The organism is Bacillus sp. B.PNR1, assembly GCF_030386235.1.
Lineage (GTDB): Bacteria > Bacillota > Bacilli > Bacillales > Bacillaceae > Bacillus > Bacillus stercoris.
The window spans coordinates 363848-380118 of the sequence record NZ_JANYMN010000003.1 but is presented as its reverse complement, the minus strand read 5'-3'; the positions used below and the strand labels follow the sequence as shown (position 1 = coordinate 380118).

Below are 16271 nucleotides of genomic sequence, written 5' to 3'. Positions count from 1 at the left end.
GGAGATTAGAGCGTGCAATGTATTATGAAAAGGCTGTCCAGAAAACAATCAATTGGATTGAATCACATTTACATGAGCAAATATCAAACGAGGATATTGTAAACGTTTCAAGCTTTTCAAAATTCCATTTTCATCGGATTTTTCAAAAAGAAGTCGGTATGTCGGTTGCTTCTTATATTCGCTTAAGACGTCTTGCGAATGCGGCAGCGGCTTTGCTTTATACAGATCTTCGTATTATCGATATTGCTTTGTATTTTCAGTTTGAATCTCAAGAAGCATTTACGAGGACGTTCAAAAAGATGTATCACATGCCGCCAGGTGCATACCGAACATTTATGAAACGCTTTACTTCAAAAAAGGAGGAATCTTACATGGAGAAAAAAATGAAGGGCTGGGTATTGAGCGGGAGCCATCCGTTCCAATTCGAAATGGGGATTGACCGGGAAAATGTACATCAGGGAAAAGCTTCAGGGTATTTAAAGTCAACAATGGTGCAGGATATCGGTGAATTTGCGACGATGATGCAGCAATTCAAAGCAGGCCGCTATCTTGGAAAAAGGCTTCGTCTATCAAGTTTTATCAAAACAAAAGGAGTGCAGCATTTTGCCTCGCTTTGGATGAGGGTTGACAGTGCCGCTGATGATGTTCTCCAATTTGATAATATGAGCAACAGACCTATTACTGGAACAACCAATTGGAATCATTATGCTATCGTTTTAGATGTTCCAGAAAATAGCGCAGTGATATCCTTTGGCGTTCAATTATCTGGACCGGGGCAGGTGTGGATGGATCATGTTGTTTTTGAAGAGGTAGATAAGAGCGTACCTTCAACAAATCTTGAAATGCCGGGAGAGCTTTTAGATGAACCGGTAAATTTATCTTTTGAAGAGGAATGATAATAATAGTTTTCAGACAACTATATTTATTAGTAAGTTAATGGAAAATACTATCCGTCATTCAGGAACCCTTGAGCCACGCAGGTTTGTAAGAGTTTGGATATTTTTATCAGTCTGGGCGGATCTGTTCATCTTTGCGGCATTTTCCTGTATGATATAGTAAGAGTGTGCATAGCAACTAACTATAATTGAACAGGGTGTTTATAACATGGAAAAACAATACAGAGTATTACTTTACTATAAATATGTTCCGATTGAAGAACCAGAGGCGTTTAGAGAGCAGCATCTGGCTTTTTGTAAGGAGCTTGGTTTGTTAGGCCGTATCCTTGTTTCTTCTGAAGGAATTAACGGTACGGTATCAGGAACGGTTGAACAGACTGAAAAATATATGGAAACAATGAAAGCTGATCCTCGTTTTGCGGACATGGTATTTAAAATTGATGAAGTAGAAGGCCATGCCTTCAAAAAAATCTTCGTGCGCCATAAAAAAGAGCTTGTCACGCTTCGTCTTGAAGATGATGTCGATCCGAATGAAACAACAGGTCAACATTTGAAGCCAGCAGAATTTTATGAGAAGATGCAGGACCCAAACACAATTGTAATCGACGCGCGTAATGATTACGAGTACGACCTTGGCCATTTCAGAGGTGCAGTCCGTCCTGACATCGAAGCCTTCCGCGAATTACCGGAATGGATCGAAGAACACAAAGATATGCTTGAAGGCAAAAAGATTTTAACGTACTGTACAGGCGGCGTACGCTGTGAAAAGTTTTCAGGATGGCTGGTGAAGCAAGGCTTTGAAGATGTAGCCCAGCTTGACGGCGGCATCGTGACATACGGAAAAGATCCTGAGGTGCAAGGCAAGCTTTGGGACGGCCAGTGCTACGTATTTGATGAAAGAATCAGCGTGCCTGTCAACCGTGTCGAGCATGTGATTGTCGGAAAAGACTACTTTACAGGAGAACCGTGTGAGCGTTATGTGAACTGCGCGAATCCATCTTGCAATAAAAAAATGATATGCACACCGGAAAATGAGTATAAATATATGCGCAGCTGCAGCCACGAGTGCCGCACGAATCCAAGAAACCTGTATGTGAAAGAGCATAATATGACAGAAGAAGAAGTAAATGCAAGACTGGCAGCGATTGAAACAGAAGAACATGCTTCTGTTGAATAATGGAAAGAACACCTCGGAATGAGGTGTTCTTTTTTTATAAGCTTTCGGTTTGGCTGTTTGCGGAAACCCATTCTTTTTGGCGGAAGGCTTTTTCCCATTTTGACACCACGATGCAGGCGATCGCATGTCCCGGAACGTTCACGCCTGTTCGCGCCATGTCCATGACACGGTCAACACCCGCGATAATGGCAACGCCTTCAGCCGGCAGTCCTACAGCATTGGCAGTCGCCAGCAGCACAACAAGCGAGCCAGAGGGAACAGCTGCAATGCCTTTACTGGTCATCACAAGCACAAGCATCATGAGGAGCTGCTGGGACAATGTCATGTCTACATGAAAGGCCTGCGCCAGAAAGATACAAGAAATCGATAAATATAAGCTCGAGCCGTCACAGTTCAATGACAAGCCGGAGGGAATGACGAATGATACCACTCGTTTGGGACAGCCGTATTTCTCCATTCTATCCATCAGCTGAGGGAGAATGGTTTCAGTGCTGGTGGTGGAAAATGCAATTAAAAACAGATCCCATATCATTTTCAATACTTCGAAATACTTAATCTGAAAGATGAGACCGACAAGCGGAAAGAGGACAAAGAGGATTAGGAACAGGCCAAGGAATACTGTGCCAACCAGCTTAAACATAGGAAGGAGGAGTTCAATGCCATATTGGCCTACAGAAGCTGCCATCAGGGCTAACACGCCGATAGGAGCAGTGACCATAACGATTTGCGTGAGTTTGAACATAATTTGAGCGGCGGATTCAAAGAAATTCATCACGGGTTCAGAGGCTTTGCCAATACCGGCAGCGGCGACACCGAATAAAATCGCAAAGAAAATTACGGCAAGCAAATCATTTCTGGCCATGACATCAATAATGTTTGTAGGGATAATATCGAGGATCATTTGTTTGAAATCAACAACTTTTTCAGTGTAGCCTGACAGTTCATTGATATCTTTTTTCGCCAAATGGGAAAGATTAAGCCCGACACCTGGTTTTAAGACATTTGCTAATAAAAGACCGAGCGCCAATACAAGCGTGGTAATCACTTCGAACCAAATGATTGTCTTGATACCGAGGCTGCCCATTTTTTTCATGCTCCCGCTTCCTGCGGCTCCGATGACAATGGTAGAAAACACAATCGGCACAACAATCATTTTAATCAAGCGGATAAATCCATCTCCGACAGGCCTGAGTGCCATCCCGAAATCAGGAAAAAAGTGGCCGATCATCGCTCCGGCAGCCAAAGCGATTAAAATTTGAAACGCGATTAATTTTTTCAAATGAATCCCCCTTTAGAATGAAGGCATATTCATATCATTCGTGATTCTAATGCAAACCCCTTTTTTCAAGTTATTTTATTTTGGTAACGCTTTCATTATGTTGGCGAAAAAGTCCCCCGCAGCAGGGGGGACTTTTTTACTTCATTTGAATGTGCTTCATATTATCTTCAGAGATATTTGTAAAAATAACCGGTGTTACGGCTGAAGCGGCATGCTGCTTGATGTAATCAAGATCAAATGTGAGAAGCAGTTCACCTTGTTTGACGGCTTGTCCGCTCGTGACATGTGCTTCAAAGCCTTCCCCATTCAATTTGACAGTATCAATGCCGACATGAATCAGGATTTCGGTGCCTCCGGCGCTCATAAAGCCGATGGCGTGTTTTGTTGGAAAGATCGAGACGATCTCGCCGTCCGCAGGTGCAACGACTTTTCCTTCTGTTGGATTAATCGCGAACCCCTCGCCCATCATTCTTTCTGAAAAGACTTGATCAGGCACGTCCCCCAGAGAGACTGTTTCTCCTTTGAGCGGATAAATAAAGGCCTCGCCGGAAACAGGATTTTGCTGCTTGTCCGTTTCCGTGTCCAGCGCGGCGGCGGTGTCAGGGACGCCTCCGGCCATGATCGTTTTGATGTCGTCTTTTAAGGCATCGGATTTTGTTCCGAATATCGCCTGAAAGTTGTTGTTGATTTCGAGCACACCTACTGCGCCAAGCCGTTTTAATTCATCTTTGCTGACTTTGCTTGGCTGATGAACGGTCACGCGAAGCCTTGTGATACACGCATCCAGATTAGCGATATTTTGCTGTCCGCCCAAGGCCTGCAGCACGTGAAAGGCAAGCTGGTCTTTTGCGACTGGAGCTTTCTCCTCATTCTGACCGTCTTCATCTGTGTCACGGCCGGGCGTTTTCAAATTCCATTTCAGAATCGCAAATCGGAACAAATAATAATAAATGAAAGCAAACACGATCCCGACAGGAATGACAACCCAGCCGTTTGTTGACAGTCCGTAGTTTAAGACGTAGTCAATTCCGCCGCCTGAGAACGTATAGCCGTGGCGGACATGGAATAAATCACAAACGACAAAGATGACGCCGGCAAGAATAGAGTTAATAAAATAGAGCACGGGTGCAACGAATAAGAAAGAAAACTCAACCGGTTCTGTAATTCCGGTCAGCATAGATGTGAGCGCCGCAGAAATCATAACGCCGGAGATCATTTTTTTCTTTTCCGGACGCGCGGTATGGATAATGGCAAGAGCAACTGCCGGCAGACAGAAAATCATGTAAGGGAAATCCCCCATCATAAAGCGCCCTGCTGTCGGGTCTCCCGCGAAAAACCTTGTCAGGTCGCCGGTTACGGTGTTGCCTGTTGACGGGTCTGTGTATTCTCCCATCATAAAATAGAAAGGTGTATAAAAAATATGATGCAGGCCGAAAGGAATCAGCAAACGATAGATCGTTGCATAAAAGAACAGGCCGACTGTTGAATCGGCAATTAAACTGCTGGCTGCGTTAATTCCATTTTGGATCAGCGGCCAAACGAATGAGAAAATGACACCGATCACTAATGAACTGACGGACGTAATAATCGGGACAAAGCGTTTTCCAGAGAAAAATCCAAGGACCGGATGCAGCTCGATTGATGAAAACCGCTTATATAAATAGGCGGCGAGAAGCCCGATGATGATTCCTCCGAAAACTCCCATATCAATCAGGTGCTCGGCTCCTTCATACGGAGGCTGAAGGCCGAGTAATTTTCCCATATTGTCGAGGGTAACGGTTAAAATTAAGTATCCAATGACAGCGGCAAGTCCGGCTACACCTTCGCCGCCGGCTAATCCGATCGCGACCCCGACGGCGAAAATCAGCGGAAGATTATCGAATACAACGCCGCCCGCATCCTTTATAATAGGGATGTTCAGTAAGTCTTTGTCTCCGAAACGGAGCAAAAGGCCCGCTGCCGGCAGGACGGCAACCGGAGTCATCAACGCGCGGCCAAGCTGCTGCAGAATTTGAAATGCCTTTTTAAACATGACAGTCTCCTTTTATTGTGTTATGAGTATGGTGCACTCTTTAATTTTTGAGCTGCTTTATTATCGACGATAACGGTTACATGATTGTGTTTTTGAAGAATGGAGGCCGGTACATCTGTCGTGACAGGACCTTCAGCCATCTTTTGAATGGCGTCTGCTTTTTCCTCGCCGCTTGCTAAAAGCACAATATGTTTGCTGAATTCCATGATGGTTTTAATGCCCATTGAAATCGCGAGTCTCGGCACCAGCACCGGATCACCGCCGAAGAATCTGGCATTTGCCTGTATCGTGCTTTCTGAAAGCTTCACAACACGTGTCCGGTCCTCAAAATCAGATCCCGGTTCATTGAAACCGATATGGCCATTGGCGCCGATGCCGAGAATCTGGACATCAATGCCTCCCGCCTGGCGGATGAGATCTTCGTATACCTTGCATTGAGCCTCAAGCTGCGGATTGTCTCCTTGCGGGATATGAATATGATCAGGCTGCATATTGATATGCTGAAAAAGATGCTCATACATAAATTTGTTATAGCTTTGAGGATGAAATGGAGAGAGACCAGCGTACTCATCCAAATTAAATGTAGTAACCTTTGAAAAATCAATTTCACCTGCCTGATAGTCTGAAATCAGCTGCTTGTACAAGCCGACCGGCGTGCTTCCGGTTGCCAGGCCGAGAACGGCATCTTTCTTAGCTTGTATTTGCTCTTTAATAATGGTAGCGCTTAACTTACAGAGTTCATCGTAGTGATTAGCGATCAGAATCTTCATGTGACACCCCCTCAAAGAGATAGACAAGCACCATATTTGTTATGACCAATTTTCGATACTTGTCATTACGAATTTAGCACCAGCGTTATCAAACTGTCAATATAAATTTCTGAAAATTTGTTATAAAGGAAGGATACAAATCTTTCATATTGGGATGGCAAATGGTATTATGGTCTCAATGAAAAAGAACGGATTGCATACAGAATGGGGAGAATGAAATGACAGCTTTATATTCTGTTATCAAGTTTAAAATCATTGAATTAATTAAGTCGGGCAAATATCAGGCGAATGATCAGCTGCCGACGGAGAGTGAGTTTTGCGAACAATATGATGTCAGCAGAACAACTGTGAGACTGGCCCTGCAGCAGCTAGAGCTTGAAGGATATATTAAGAGAATTCAGGGGAAAGGGACGTTTGTATCGGCGGCAAAAATACAAACGCCGATTCCGCATAAGATTACGAGCTTTGCAGAACAAATGAGAGGCCTGCGTTCCGAATCAAAAGTGCTTGAGCTTGTGGTGATACCCGCTGATCACTCCATTGCCGAGCTTTTGAAAATGAAAGAGAATGAACCTGTCAACAAGCTTGTCAGAGTCAGATACGCCGAGGGGGAGCCTTTGCAGTATCATACCTCGTATATTCCCTGGAAGGCGGCACCGGGGCTGGCGCAGGAGGAATGCACCGGATCGCTGTTTGAATTGTTAAGGACAAAATACAATATTGAAATCAGCAGGGGAACGGAATCGATCGAACCGATTTTAACGGATGAAACGATCAGCGGCCACTTATTAACCAATGTCGGAGCGCCTGCGTTTTTATCAGAATCCCTTACCTATGATAAAAATGAAGAAGTGGTGGAATATGCACAAATTATTACGCGGGGAGACCGAACGAAATTCACCGTAGAACAGTCATATCATTCATAAAGCAATACGTGATAAGAAGGGAATGGTCGTTCTATGTTTCTATTGACGAATGAAAAAGTGCTGTGGGGAGCTGTAATTGTTGCATTCATCCTTTCAATCGTGTTTTACCCTTTTCTGCCGGCGCAGATGCCGATTCATTATGATGTAGCGAACAGCCCGGATCTGACAGTGAACAAGCTGGCGGGGACTGTGCTGCTGCCTGTTTTGATGGTGGTGTTTGCATGGGCGCGGAAGATCAATTGGCAATTAGTGTTCGCAGTGTATATTTTGCTGATTTGCCACGTTGTCGTCCTTTGTTTAGCGGTCTAAATCAAACAGCCAGAATAAAACTGGCTGTTTTTCTTTAATTTCAGCTTCATCTGACAATGAATGTGGTGTATAATAGCTGATGATCCTAAAGAATATTCTGAAATTTATCGGTGTGGAGCGGCGTATCATGAAAGGAAGGGCTGTATATTTTTTGCAGCTTTAAAAAGACTGAATATTTAAACAATTGTATGAAAGGTGTGCTGATCAGATTGAATAAGCTTATTGAACGAGAAAAAACTGGATATTATAAGGAAAAGCCCGACCCGTCTTCCTTGGGGTTTGGACAATATTTTACAGATTATATGTTTGTGATGGACTACGAAGAGGGAATTGGATGGCATCATCCCAGAATTGCACCGTACGCACCGCTTACGCTCGATCCGTCTTCATCTGTTTTTCATTACGGCCAGGCTGTTTTTGAAGGATTAAAAGCATACAGAACAGAGGATGGCAGGGTGCTGCTGTTCCGTCCGGATCAAAATATCAAACGGCTGAACAGATCGTGTGAGCGAATGAGCATGCCCCCTTTAGACGAAGAGCTTGTGCTTGAGGCATTGACGCAATTAGTTGAGCTGGAGAAAGATTGGGTTCCAAAGGAAAAAGGAACGTCACTTTATATTCGTCCTTTTGTCATTGCCACAGAACCGAGTCTCGGTGTGAAGGCATCCAGGAGCTATACATTTATGATCGTGCTTTCGCCTGTCGGCTCCTATTATGGCGACGATCAGCTGAAGCCGGTTAGGATCTATGTCGAAGATGAGTATGTGCGGGCGGTCAACGGCGGAGTCGGATTTGCAAAAACGGCTGGGAACTACGCGGCCAGTCTTCAGGCACAGCGAAAAGCGAATGAGCTGGGCTATGACCAGGTACTGTGGCTGGACGCCATTGAAAAGAAATATGTGGAAGAAGTAGGGAGCATGAACATCTTTTTCGTCATAAACGGGGAAGCTGTCACACCTGCTTTAAGCGGAAGCATTTTAAGCGGGGTGACACGCGCGTCTGCAATTGAACTGATTCGAAGCTGGGGCATTCCGGTTCGTGAAGAGAGAATATCAATTGATGAGGTGTATGCAGCCTCTGCACGCGGAGAATTGACAGAGGTCTTCGGCACAGGCACGGCAGCCGTCGTTACGCCTGTCGGTGAACTCAACATTCATGGAAAAACGGTGATTGTAGGCGACGGGCAAATCGGGGACCTCTCGAAAAAGCTGTATGAAACGATAACAGATATTCAGCTTGGCAAGGTAAAAGGCCCGTTCAACTGGACAGTGGAAGTGTAAAAATTGAAAAAGAACCTGCCTGAAGGCAGGTTCTTTTATTTTGAATGGGTCATATCAGCAGCCGGCAGGCTTTTGCGGTTTTTCACATAATACATTGCATAGCAAATGGCCATAAACGGAACGCCGCAATACAGTGCGATTCTTTGATTCGGATCAAAGGCAATGCCAATGACGGAAGCCAGGCATAACAGAAACGCTGCAATCGGCACGATCGGATACAAAGGCGTTCTGTATTTCAAATCAGTAACTTTGTTTCCCGCTTCGATATAACGTTTTCTGAACATGAATTGAGATGCAGCGATTCCCATCCACACGACAACGACAGCAAAACCGGAAATCGACACGAGCACAACGTATACAGTGTCTGGTGCAAATACACTGGACAGCAGCGACAGAATGCCGCCGATCATGCTGAACACCAGCGCGTTAAACGGGGTTCCTTTTGACGTCAGCTTTGCAAATGTCGGATGAAGCGTTTTTTCTTTTGATAAAGACCACAGCATCCGGGAAGAAGCGTAGAGTCCGGAATTAGCCGCTGACAGGATCGCTGTCAGGATAACAAAGTTCATGAGATCGGCCGCGTATGGTACACCGACTCTATCAAAGACAGCGACAAACGGGCTTTTGATGACACCTGCATCTTGAATCGGAATCAGCCCTGACAGCACAAAAATTGTTCCGACAAAGAAGAGTGAGAGGCGCCAGACCGTTGTTTTAATCGCTTTTGGTATCGTCTTGTCCGGATCAACACTTTCACCCGCTGCGATTCCGATCAGTTCCGTTCCCGAAAAGGCGAAATTGACGGACAGCATCGTCATCAATATCGGAACAAATCCATTGGGAAAGAGCCCGCCTTCCGCCGTGAAGTTAGACAGCATCGGAGCGGCTTCTCCGCCTTTGATGGGGATGAGGCCGAACATGGCAGAACCGCCTAAAAGAATAAATAATATGATGGCTAATACTTTGATGCTGGAAAACCAAAATTCTGATTCAGCGAAAAACCTGACCGAAAATGCGTTAAGCAAGAAAATGAACAGCGCAAAGACGGCACTCCACATCCAAACCGATGTATGGGGGAACCAGCGCTGCATTAACAGGCCGGCTGCTGTGAATTCTGATCCCAATGCCACGGTCCATGTCAGCCAGTACAGCCAAGCGACCGTAAAGCCGGTGCCGGGCCCTATGTATTTGGCCGCATAGGTGTGAAAGGCGCCGGTCACAGGCATGGCGACTGACAGCTCACCGAGGCATAGCATGACCAGATAGACAATTCCGGCCCCGACTAAGTAGGCAAGTATCGTTCCTGCCGGTCCTGCCTGCTGAATGGTATAGCCAGAGCTTAAAAACAGTCCTGTTCCGATGACACCTCCTAAGGAAAGCATAAAGAGGTGCCGGCTTTTCATACTTCTCTGAAAGTTTGTCTCATTCTTGTTGTGAGCAGAGTTCATCTTTTTCCAACTTTCTATCGGCGATTTATTTCCTTCCTAATAAAAAATCTCATGTCAGGAAGTGACACGAGACTCCGGCGAACCGGCTTTAAGTTAGAATATACAAACAATTCCGATAAGTCAAGTTGTTTTTAAAGAGCGGACCCAAGCCGCGATTTCTTGAATATCTTCGGGTTTTGTCCGGCAGCAGCCGCCGATCAGCTTCGCACCTTTTTCATGCCAGATGCGGGCGCTTGCCCCGTAAGATTCTGCGCATGCTGCGCCGTTCCACGTTTTAGTTTCCGGATCATATTGCTCACCTGAATTCGGGTAGACGATGATCGGCTTTGACGTGTTCTTTTTTAACTCCTCTATCAAGGAAGAAATATGCTGAAGCGGCGTACAATTGATGCCGAGCGCTGCAATTTGGCGATGTTCATCAAGCCAAGCCGCGCAGTCAGCGGCCGGTGTTCCGTCACTGATATGCAGGCCGTCTTTGGCACTGAAGCTGATCCACGCATACGTTTCGGGAAATTCCTTCAACAGCCGCACAATCGCTTTTGCTTCAGTCAGACACGGGATCGTTTCGCATGCCAAAACATCAGCTCCGGCTTCAATCAGCGCTTTCATCCGGGGACGATGAAATTCAATCAGTTCATCTTCTGATATTGCATAGTTGCCGCGATACTCAGAACCATCTGCAAGATAAGCGCCATAAGGGCCTACAGAAGCCGCAATGATCGGTTTTGGCCGATTCAAACGGTTCTCTTCAAACGACCAAAATTCATCACGTGCTTCAGCTGCGATGCTGACGGACAACTCGATGAGCCGGCGTGCTTCCGCTTCGCTCAGCCCGCGTGCGGCAAAGCCTTCAAATGTGGACTGATAGCTGGCGGTGATCGCACAATCGGCACCTGCTGCGAAATAATCAGTATGAACTTGTTTAATCAGGTCCGGCTCTTCCATCAGGATTTTTGCCGACCACAGACTGTCGTTCAAGTCACAGCCCTTGCGTTCAAGCTCGGTCGCCATGGCGCCGTCTAGCACAATAAGCGGGAATGTATCTAGTATGTGTTGGATAGGATTCATAGAATGTACCGATGCCTTCTTTCTGATTTTTTAAAAAGATATGAAAATCGTAATAGAGGCTTACGTGTTTGTCAATAAACGCAAATAGAGAAAGGTGTTCAGCCCATATGTCTGAACACCTCTTTTTTATGATATTTGTTTGTTGTGTGAGTCTGACGTTGTATCAGAAAGCGGCCAGCATTCAATGCCGTTGTGGTTCTTGAGCACATCTTTATAGAAGACCGGATCTTTGCCAGCTTTTTTCTGGCGTGTATAGTCTTTCAGCGCTGTAAAAACGACCTTTGATAATAAGAAAATTGCAATTAAATTCACGACGACCATCAAGCCCATGAACAAATCAGCAAGATCCCAGACGAGCTGGACTTTGGCGACACAGCCAAACACAATCATCGCCAGCACGCCGATACGGTAAACGAATATTAGTTTTTTGCTTTTGTTCAAAAAGCCAATATTGGTTTCGCCATAATAATAGTTTCCGATTAAAGCACAGAATCCGAATAACAAAATCAGAATGGCGAGAAAGCCTGATGCCCATGATCCGACATGGGAGCTTAGAGAGGCTTGTGTCAAGGCGATTCCGCTCAGACCCGGAGTATGATAGGCATCCGAAAACAGAATGATAAAGGCGGTGCTTGTACAAATGACCAGTGTATCAGTAAGCACACCAAAAGCTTGGATCAGCCCCTGTTTGACGGGATGGCTTGTTGTGGCGGTGGCAGCGGCATTCGGTGCGCTCCCCATTCCCGCTTCGTTTGAAAAGATTCCCCGTCTGACGCCTTGCATGAGTGCCGCGCCCAAAGCCCCGCCGGCGGCCTGGTCAAAACCAAACGCATTTTTCACGATTAGCGCAAGCACATCTGGCAGCTGCGTAATGTTGGTGAAAATGACGAAAAACGCAACTCCGATATACAGAACAGCCAATACGACGACAATGGATTCAGCCAATTTTGCAATGCGCTTGACTCCGCCGAAAATGATCGTGCCGAATACAGCAATTAAAATGAGTCCCAATGTCAGGCGGTTTGTGCCGAACGCGTTTTCAAAGGCAAGGCTGACTGTATTGGATTGAACCGAGTTGAAGACGATACCGAACGATAGGGTGATTAACACAGCGAACAGCGCGCCCATCCACCTTTTGTTCAGCCCTTTTTCCATGTAATACGCCGGCCCGCCGCGGAAGCCGTTTACATCTTTCACTTTATAAATCTGAGCCAGTGTGCTTTCCACAAAGCTGGATGCTGATCCGATAATGGCGATAATCCACATCCAGAAGATTGCACCGGGCCCGCCGAGTGCAATGGCGATGGCAATGCCCGTAATATTTCCCGTTCCGACACGGGCTGCCATGCTGATGCAAAAGGCTTGAAACGGAGAAATGGTGTTTTTCGACCGGGAAGCAGCACCTTCTCTTAACACTCTCACCATTTCTTTCAACATGCGAACCTGTAAAAACTTAAGCCTGAACGTAAAATAGATTCCAAGAGAAAGAAGCAATACAATTAATAGCTTTGACCACAAAAGATCATTTGCGATACCGACGATATGTTCCAGGATTTGCTGCATACAATCACCTCTTTTTTATGTTTAAAAAATACTGAGTTCCCACTCCTGTGCCATATGCTTCAGCAGCATACCCCCGGTGAGGCTGTTGCCGTATTCGTCAATGGCAGGCCCGTAAATGCCGATACCGCATCCGGATTGAAAAGGCTGTTCTCTTCTGGCGCTTGGAGGAACCAGCGCCATGATGCCGCCGGAGACGCCGCTTTTGGCCGGCACGCCGACAAACGCCGCATATTTGCCTGAAGCATTGTACATGCCGCACGTCAGCATTAACGCCTTGGCCAATTTTGCCACATCTTTTGGAATCACCTGCTCGCGTCGAATCGGATGATACCCGTCATGGGCAAGGATCAGGCCGATCAACGCGATGTCTTCTGTGGTGCTCTCCATGGCGCATTGCTTCAAGTACACCTCAAGTGTTTCTTCTACGTCAGCTTCTAAAAAGTTTGTTTCTTTTAAATAGTAGGCCAGCGCCCTGTTGCGGTGGGCGGTTTCCCATTCAGAACGGAACACTTCCTCATTAATTCTCGGACGTTTTCCTATTAAGGTTTCCATCACCGAGTATAGAAACTCGAGCTTTTTGTATGCCGATTCACCGGGAAGAATCGAGGCGATGGTAAGGGCACCCGCGTTGATCATGGGATTAAACGGCTTTCCCGGCTTGTTGATTTCGAGCCGAATGATTGAATTAAAGGCGTCGCCTGTCGGTTCGACATCTACGCGGTCCAGCACATAGGGAATGCCGCGGCTCATGCAGGCGGCGATAAAGCTGATCACTTTGGAAATGCTTTGCAGGGTAAAAGGGACGTTCCAATCTCCGGCATGTATCATCGTTCCGTCAGGCTCCAATATACAAATGCCGAGCTGTGAGTCATTGACTTTTCCTAAAGCGGGGATATAGTTTGCACTTTGTCCATTGGCGGCAAAGGGGCGATAATGCTCAACCCAATGATGCAGCTGTGACGCCGGGTTTATTTCTTTCAGAGTCTCTTTTATCAATTCTTTCATCGAATTCCTCCTCACTGATTTTCTTCTTTAAGGACTGAGGTTTATCAAAGCGAAGGCTGAAGGGGCGTTAAACGCTTTCATAAAAGCGGATGGTATATTTACTGTATAATGGCGACTACAGAATCATACAAAATACGACAAAAACATTTTGAAAATAAGCAGTAAGATTTATAAAAACCTGATTTTCTGGGTCAAAAGCAATTTGCAGGTTTTCTCCCGTTTCTCCAAAATAAAAAGCGAGGATGTGATCATCATAAAACTGGAACGTTTTATCGAAAAAGACGGATATATACTGGCTCTCATGCTGATTACGGTGCCGCTGGCCGGTGAACTGAAATTTTATCCCCTCAATGAAGAATTCCGGGTCAGCTTTGGCGCACCGGTTTTTTTCTTCTTTTTATCGTTGTTGCGGCATGTGCCCGCTGTGCTGCCGGGTTTTCTGACTGGAGCGGCTGTTTTTATCTTTCGCGTCTTTCTGGAATTATGGGGCGGAGGGCACAACGGATTGACTCCGATTCTGTATGACCAAGCGTCTAGCTTTTTCTTTTATATGACTTACGCCTGCCTGTTTTACATACTAAAGGCCAATCGTTTCCGTGAACGGCCGATTATGCTCGGTTTCATTGGGTTTATGATTGAAGTTGTGTCAGATTGTGTCGAGCTGGCTGTGCAATTTCTCATTTTTCATACGGTTGTCACGCCTGAGGAAATTACTGACATTGCGGTGATTGCGATTTCTCACACATTTATCGTGATGAGCTTTTATAGTGTGCTGAAGCTGTATGAAACACAATCGAGAGAAAAACAGACAAGGCAGCAGCATGAGCACATGCTGATGATCGTTTCTAATTTATATGAAGAAACGGTGCACCTAAAAAAGACTTTGAAAACGACAGAGAAAGTGACAAACGATTCGTATCAGCTCTATCGGGAAATGAAGGGCAAGGATCATCAGCTCAGCGGCAGAATCCTGAGACTGGCCGGGGAGATTCATGAAGTGAAAAAGGACAACCAGCGGATATTCGCTGGGCTTTCAAAACTGATTTCGAATGAGAGTTTGAGAGATTATATGAGGGCCTCTGATTTGCTGCAGCTCGTGATTCGAATGAATGAAAAGTACGCTGAAGCACTGGGAAAGCAGATTGATTTTTACTGCTCCATAGAGGGAGAGCATGACGAATATCACGTATTTATTGTGCTTTCGATCATTAATAATCTAACGGCAAATGCGGTAGAGGCTATGGATGAAGAGGGAATGATCAGCCTGAGGCTCCATAAGTTAAATGAGAGTATGGTAGAATTTCAGGTGGAAGACAATGGTCCCGGTATATCTGAAAAAATAGGGGAGATTGTGTTCGACCCGGGCTTTACTTCAAAATATGACGAATTCGGCACGCCTTCTACGGGAATAGGACTTTCCTATGTGAAGGAAATCGTGACTGAACTAGATGGGGATATTACGTTTAATAATCAGCAGCGGGGAGTGGTGTTTGCCATCAGGCTGCCTGTCCGGCATTTGATTCAGAAAGGGTGAACCGAAAGCTATGCGTTTTTTTATCGCTGATGATGACCGTGCGGTACGGTCGATTTTAAGGCAGATCATTGAGGACGAGGATCTTGGGGAGGCTGCTGGTGAAGCAGACGACGGAAGCCAAGTGGAAGGGCATATGCTGCAGTTCAAACAGATTGATATTTTATTAATCGATCTGTTAATGCCCGGAAGAGACGGCATTGAGACCATTCGTGAGATCCAGCATACGTACTCCGGCAAAATCGTCATGATCTCTCAAGTGGAGGCAAAGGAAATGGTCGGAGAAGCGTACTCGCTTGGCATCGAATATTTTATCCATAAGCCGATTAACCGCATTGAAATTGTTACGGTTCTCCAAAAGGTGAAGGAGCGGATTGAGCTTGAACACTCGATTGGAGCCATTCAGCATTCACTAAGCCGGCTTGTCAATCGGACTGATCGGAAAGCGCGTCCCCAGCAGAAGAGTGACAGCGGTTTAAAAGAGGCGGGAGCATTTCTGCTGTCCGAGCTGGGCATGATGGGAGAAGGCGGCGCGCAGGATCTCATGGCGGTCCTGCAGTATTTAGCAGAATACGAGCAATCCGAGCCGCACGAAAAACAAAGCCCTTCGCTAAAACAAATATTCACCCAAGTAGCCGAACGGAAGCTGGGGACAGGGGCCTCTCAGACGGAGGTCAATCGGGAAATGAAAGCCTCAGAGCAGCGTATCCGCAGAGCGATTATTCATTCGCTGCACCATTTTGCATCACTGGGGACAACTGATTTTTCGAATCCAAAATTTGAAACCTATGCGTCGAAGTTCTTTGATTTTCCGGTAGTCAGCCAGAAAATGAAAGAACTCCAATCCAAGGATGCAAAACCTCTCGCCCCTGCTAGAATAAATATGAAAAAATTCATCCACGTGTTTTTTTTGGAAGCGAAGCTTTTGCACGAGACGATGAAACAAAGAAGGATATAAACCAAACAGCCGGCTGATCCGGCTGTTTT

Annotated in this window: 14 protein-coding genes; 7 read left to right on the top strand and 7 right to left on the bottom strand. The window is 45.8% G+C overall.

All coding sequences use genetic code 11. The features are described from left to right. Positions 1-17: 17 nt before the first annotated feature. Together NZD81_RS18575 and trhO are read left to right on the top strand one after the other, a co-directional pair. A complete protein-coding gene (locus NZD81_RS18575) occupies positions 18-896 on the top strand; it encodes a helix-turn-helix transcriptional regulator (protein WP_136654912.1) in 879 nt (292 codons plus the stop codon). Between the two features lie 208 nt (positions 897-1104). After that, positions 1105-2073, top strand: a complete 969-nt coding sequence (trhO, locus tag NZD81_RS18570; protein ID WP_040084299.1) for an oxygen-dependent tRNA uridine(34) hydroxylase TrhO — start codon at positions 1105-1107, stop codon at positions 2071-2073. A gap of 34 nt (positions 2074-2107) precedes the next feature. On the opposite strand, the gene gltP is transcribed toward trhO, so the two are convergent. The 3 genes from gltP to nagB form a co-directional block, all read right to left on the bottom strand. Beyond that, the gene (gene gltP / locus NZD81_RS18565; RefSeq protein ID WP_014662618.1) at positions 2108-3352 is read right to left on the bottom strand and encodes a glutamate-aspartate/proton symporter GltP; all 1245 of its coding nucleotides are present in this window, start codon (positions 3350-3352) and stop codon (positions 2108-2110) included. A gap of 136 nt (positions 3353-3488) precedes the next feature. Continuing rightward, positions 3489-5384, bottom strand: coding sequence for a glucose-specific PTS transporter subunit IIBC (ptsG, locus tag NZD81_RS18560; RefSeq protein WP_289861035.1), 1896 nt, complete (start codon positions 5382-5384; stop codon positions 3489-3491). Positions 5385-5404: 20 nt separating this feature from the next. Then, positions 5405-6154: a glucosamine-6-phosphate deaminase gene (gene nagB / locus NZD81_RS18555; RefSeq protein ID WP_040084296.1), complete on the bottom strand. Its 750-nt coding sequence runs from the start codon at positions 6152-6154 to the stop codon at positions 5405-5407. 218 nt (positions 6155-6372) lie between these two features. Here nagB and gamR point away from each other — a divergent pair, with 218 nt between their 5' ends. From gamR to NZD81_RS18540, 3 genes are all read left to right on the top strand, one after another. Then, positions 6373-7080, top strand: a complete 708-nt coding sequence (gene gamR / locus NZD81_RS18550) for a transcriptional regulator GamR (protein ID WP_003234841.1) — start codon at positions 6373-6375, stop codon at positions 7078-7080. 33 nt (positions 7081-7113) lie between these two features. Beyond that, entirely contained in the window at positions 7114-7389 is a 276-nt protein-coding gene (locus tag NZD81_RS18545; protein WP_014662622.1) for a DUF1648 domain-containing protein, read from the top strand. A gap of 209 nt (positions 7390-7598) precedes the next feature. Further along, complete coding sequence (locus NZD81_RS18540; RefSeq protein WP_069839762.1) at positions 7599-8669, top strand: branched-chain amino acid aminotransferase; 1071 nt, start codon at positions 7599-7601, stop codon at positions 8667-8669. A 35-nt stretch (positions 8670-8704) separates the two neighbouring features. On the opposite strand, the gene mmuP is transcribed toward NZD81_RS18540, so the two are convergent. From mmuP to NZD81_RS18520, 4 genes are all read right to left on the bottom strand, one after another. After that, complete coding sequence (gene mmuP / locus NZD81_RS18535) at positions 8705-10117, bottom strand: S-methylmethionine permease (RefSeq protein ID WP_172640156.1); 1413 nt, start codon at positions 10115-10117, stop codon at positions 8705-8707. A gap of 120 nt (positions 10118-10237) precedes the next feature. Next, positions 10238-11185 (bottom strand): homocysteine S-methyltransferase, encoded by a 948-nt coding sequence (mmuM, locus tag NZD81_RS18530; protein WP_040084291.1) that lies wholly within the window; start codon positions 11183-11185, stop codon positions 10238-10240. Between the two features lie 126 nt (positions 11186-11311). Next, positions 11312-12748 (bottom strand): alanine/glycine:cation symporter family protein, encoded by a 1437-nt coding sequence (locus tag NZD81_RS18525; RefSeq protein ID WP_136654908.1) that lies wholly within the window; start codon positions 12746-12748, stop codon positions 11312-11314. Between the two features lie 21 nt (positions 12749-12769). Next, entirely contained in the window at positions 12770-13753 is a 984-nt protein-coding gene (locus NZD81_RS18520) for a glutaminase (RefSeq protein WP_014662628.1), read from the bottom strand. 301 nt (positions 13754-14054) lie between these two features. On the opposite strand from NZD81_RS18520, the gene glnK reads away from it, so the two are divergent. Next, on the top strand, positions 14055-15287 hold the full coding sequence (glnK, locus tag NZD81_RS18515) for a two-component system sensor histidine kinase GlnK (RefSeq protein WP_081483657.1): 1233 nt from the start codon (positions 14055-14057) through the stop codon (positions 15285-15287). A gap of 10 nt (positions 15288-15297) precedes the next feature. Further along, the gene (gene glnL / locus NZD81_RS18510; protein ID WP_014662630.1) at positions 15298-16242 is read left to right on the top strand and encodes a glutamine utilization two-component system response regulator GlnL; all 945 of its coding nucleotides are present in this window, start codon (positions 15298-15300) and stop codon (positions 16240-16242) included. The last annotated feature ends 29 nt before the right edge of the window (positions 16243-16271 follow it).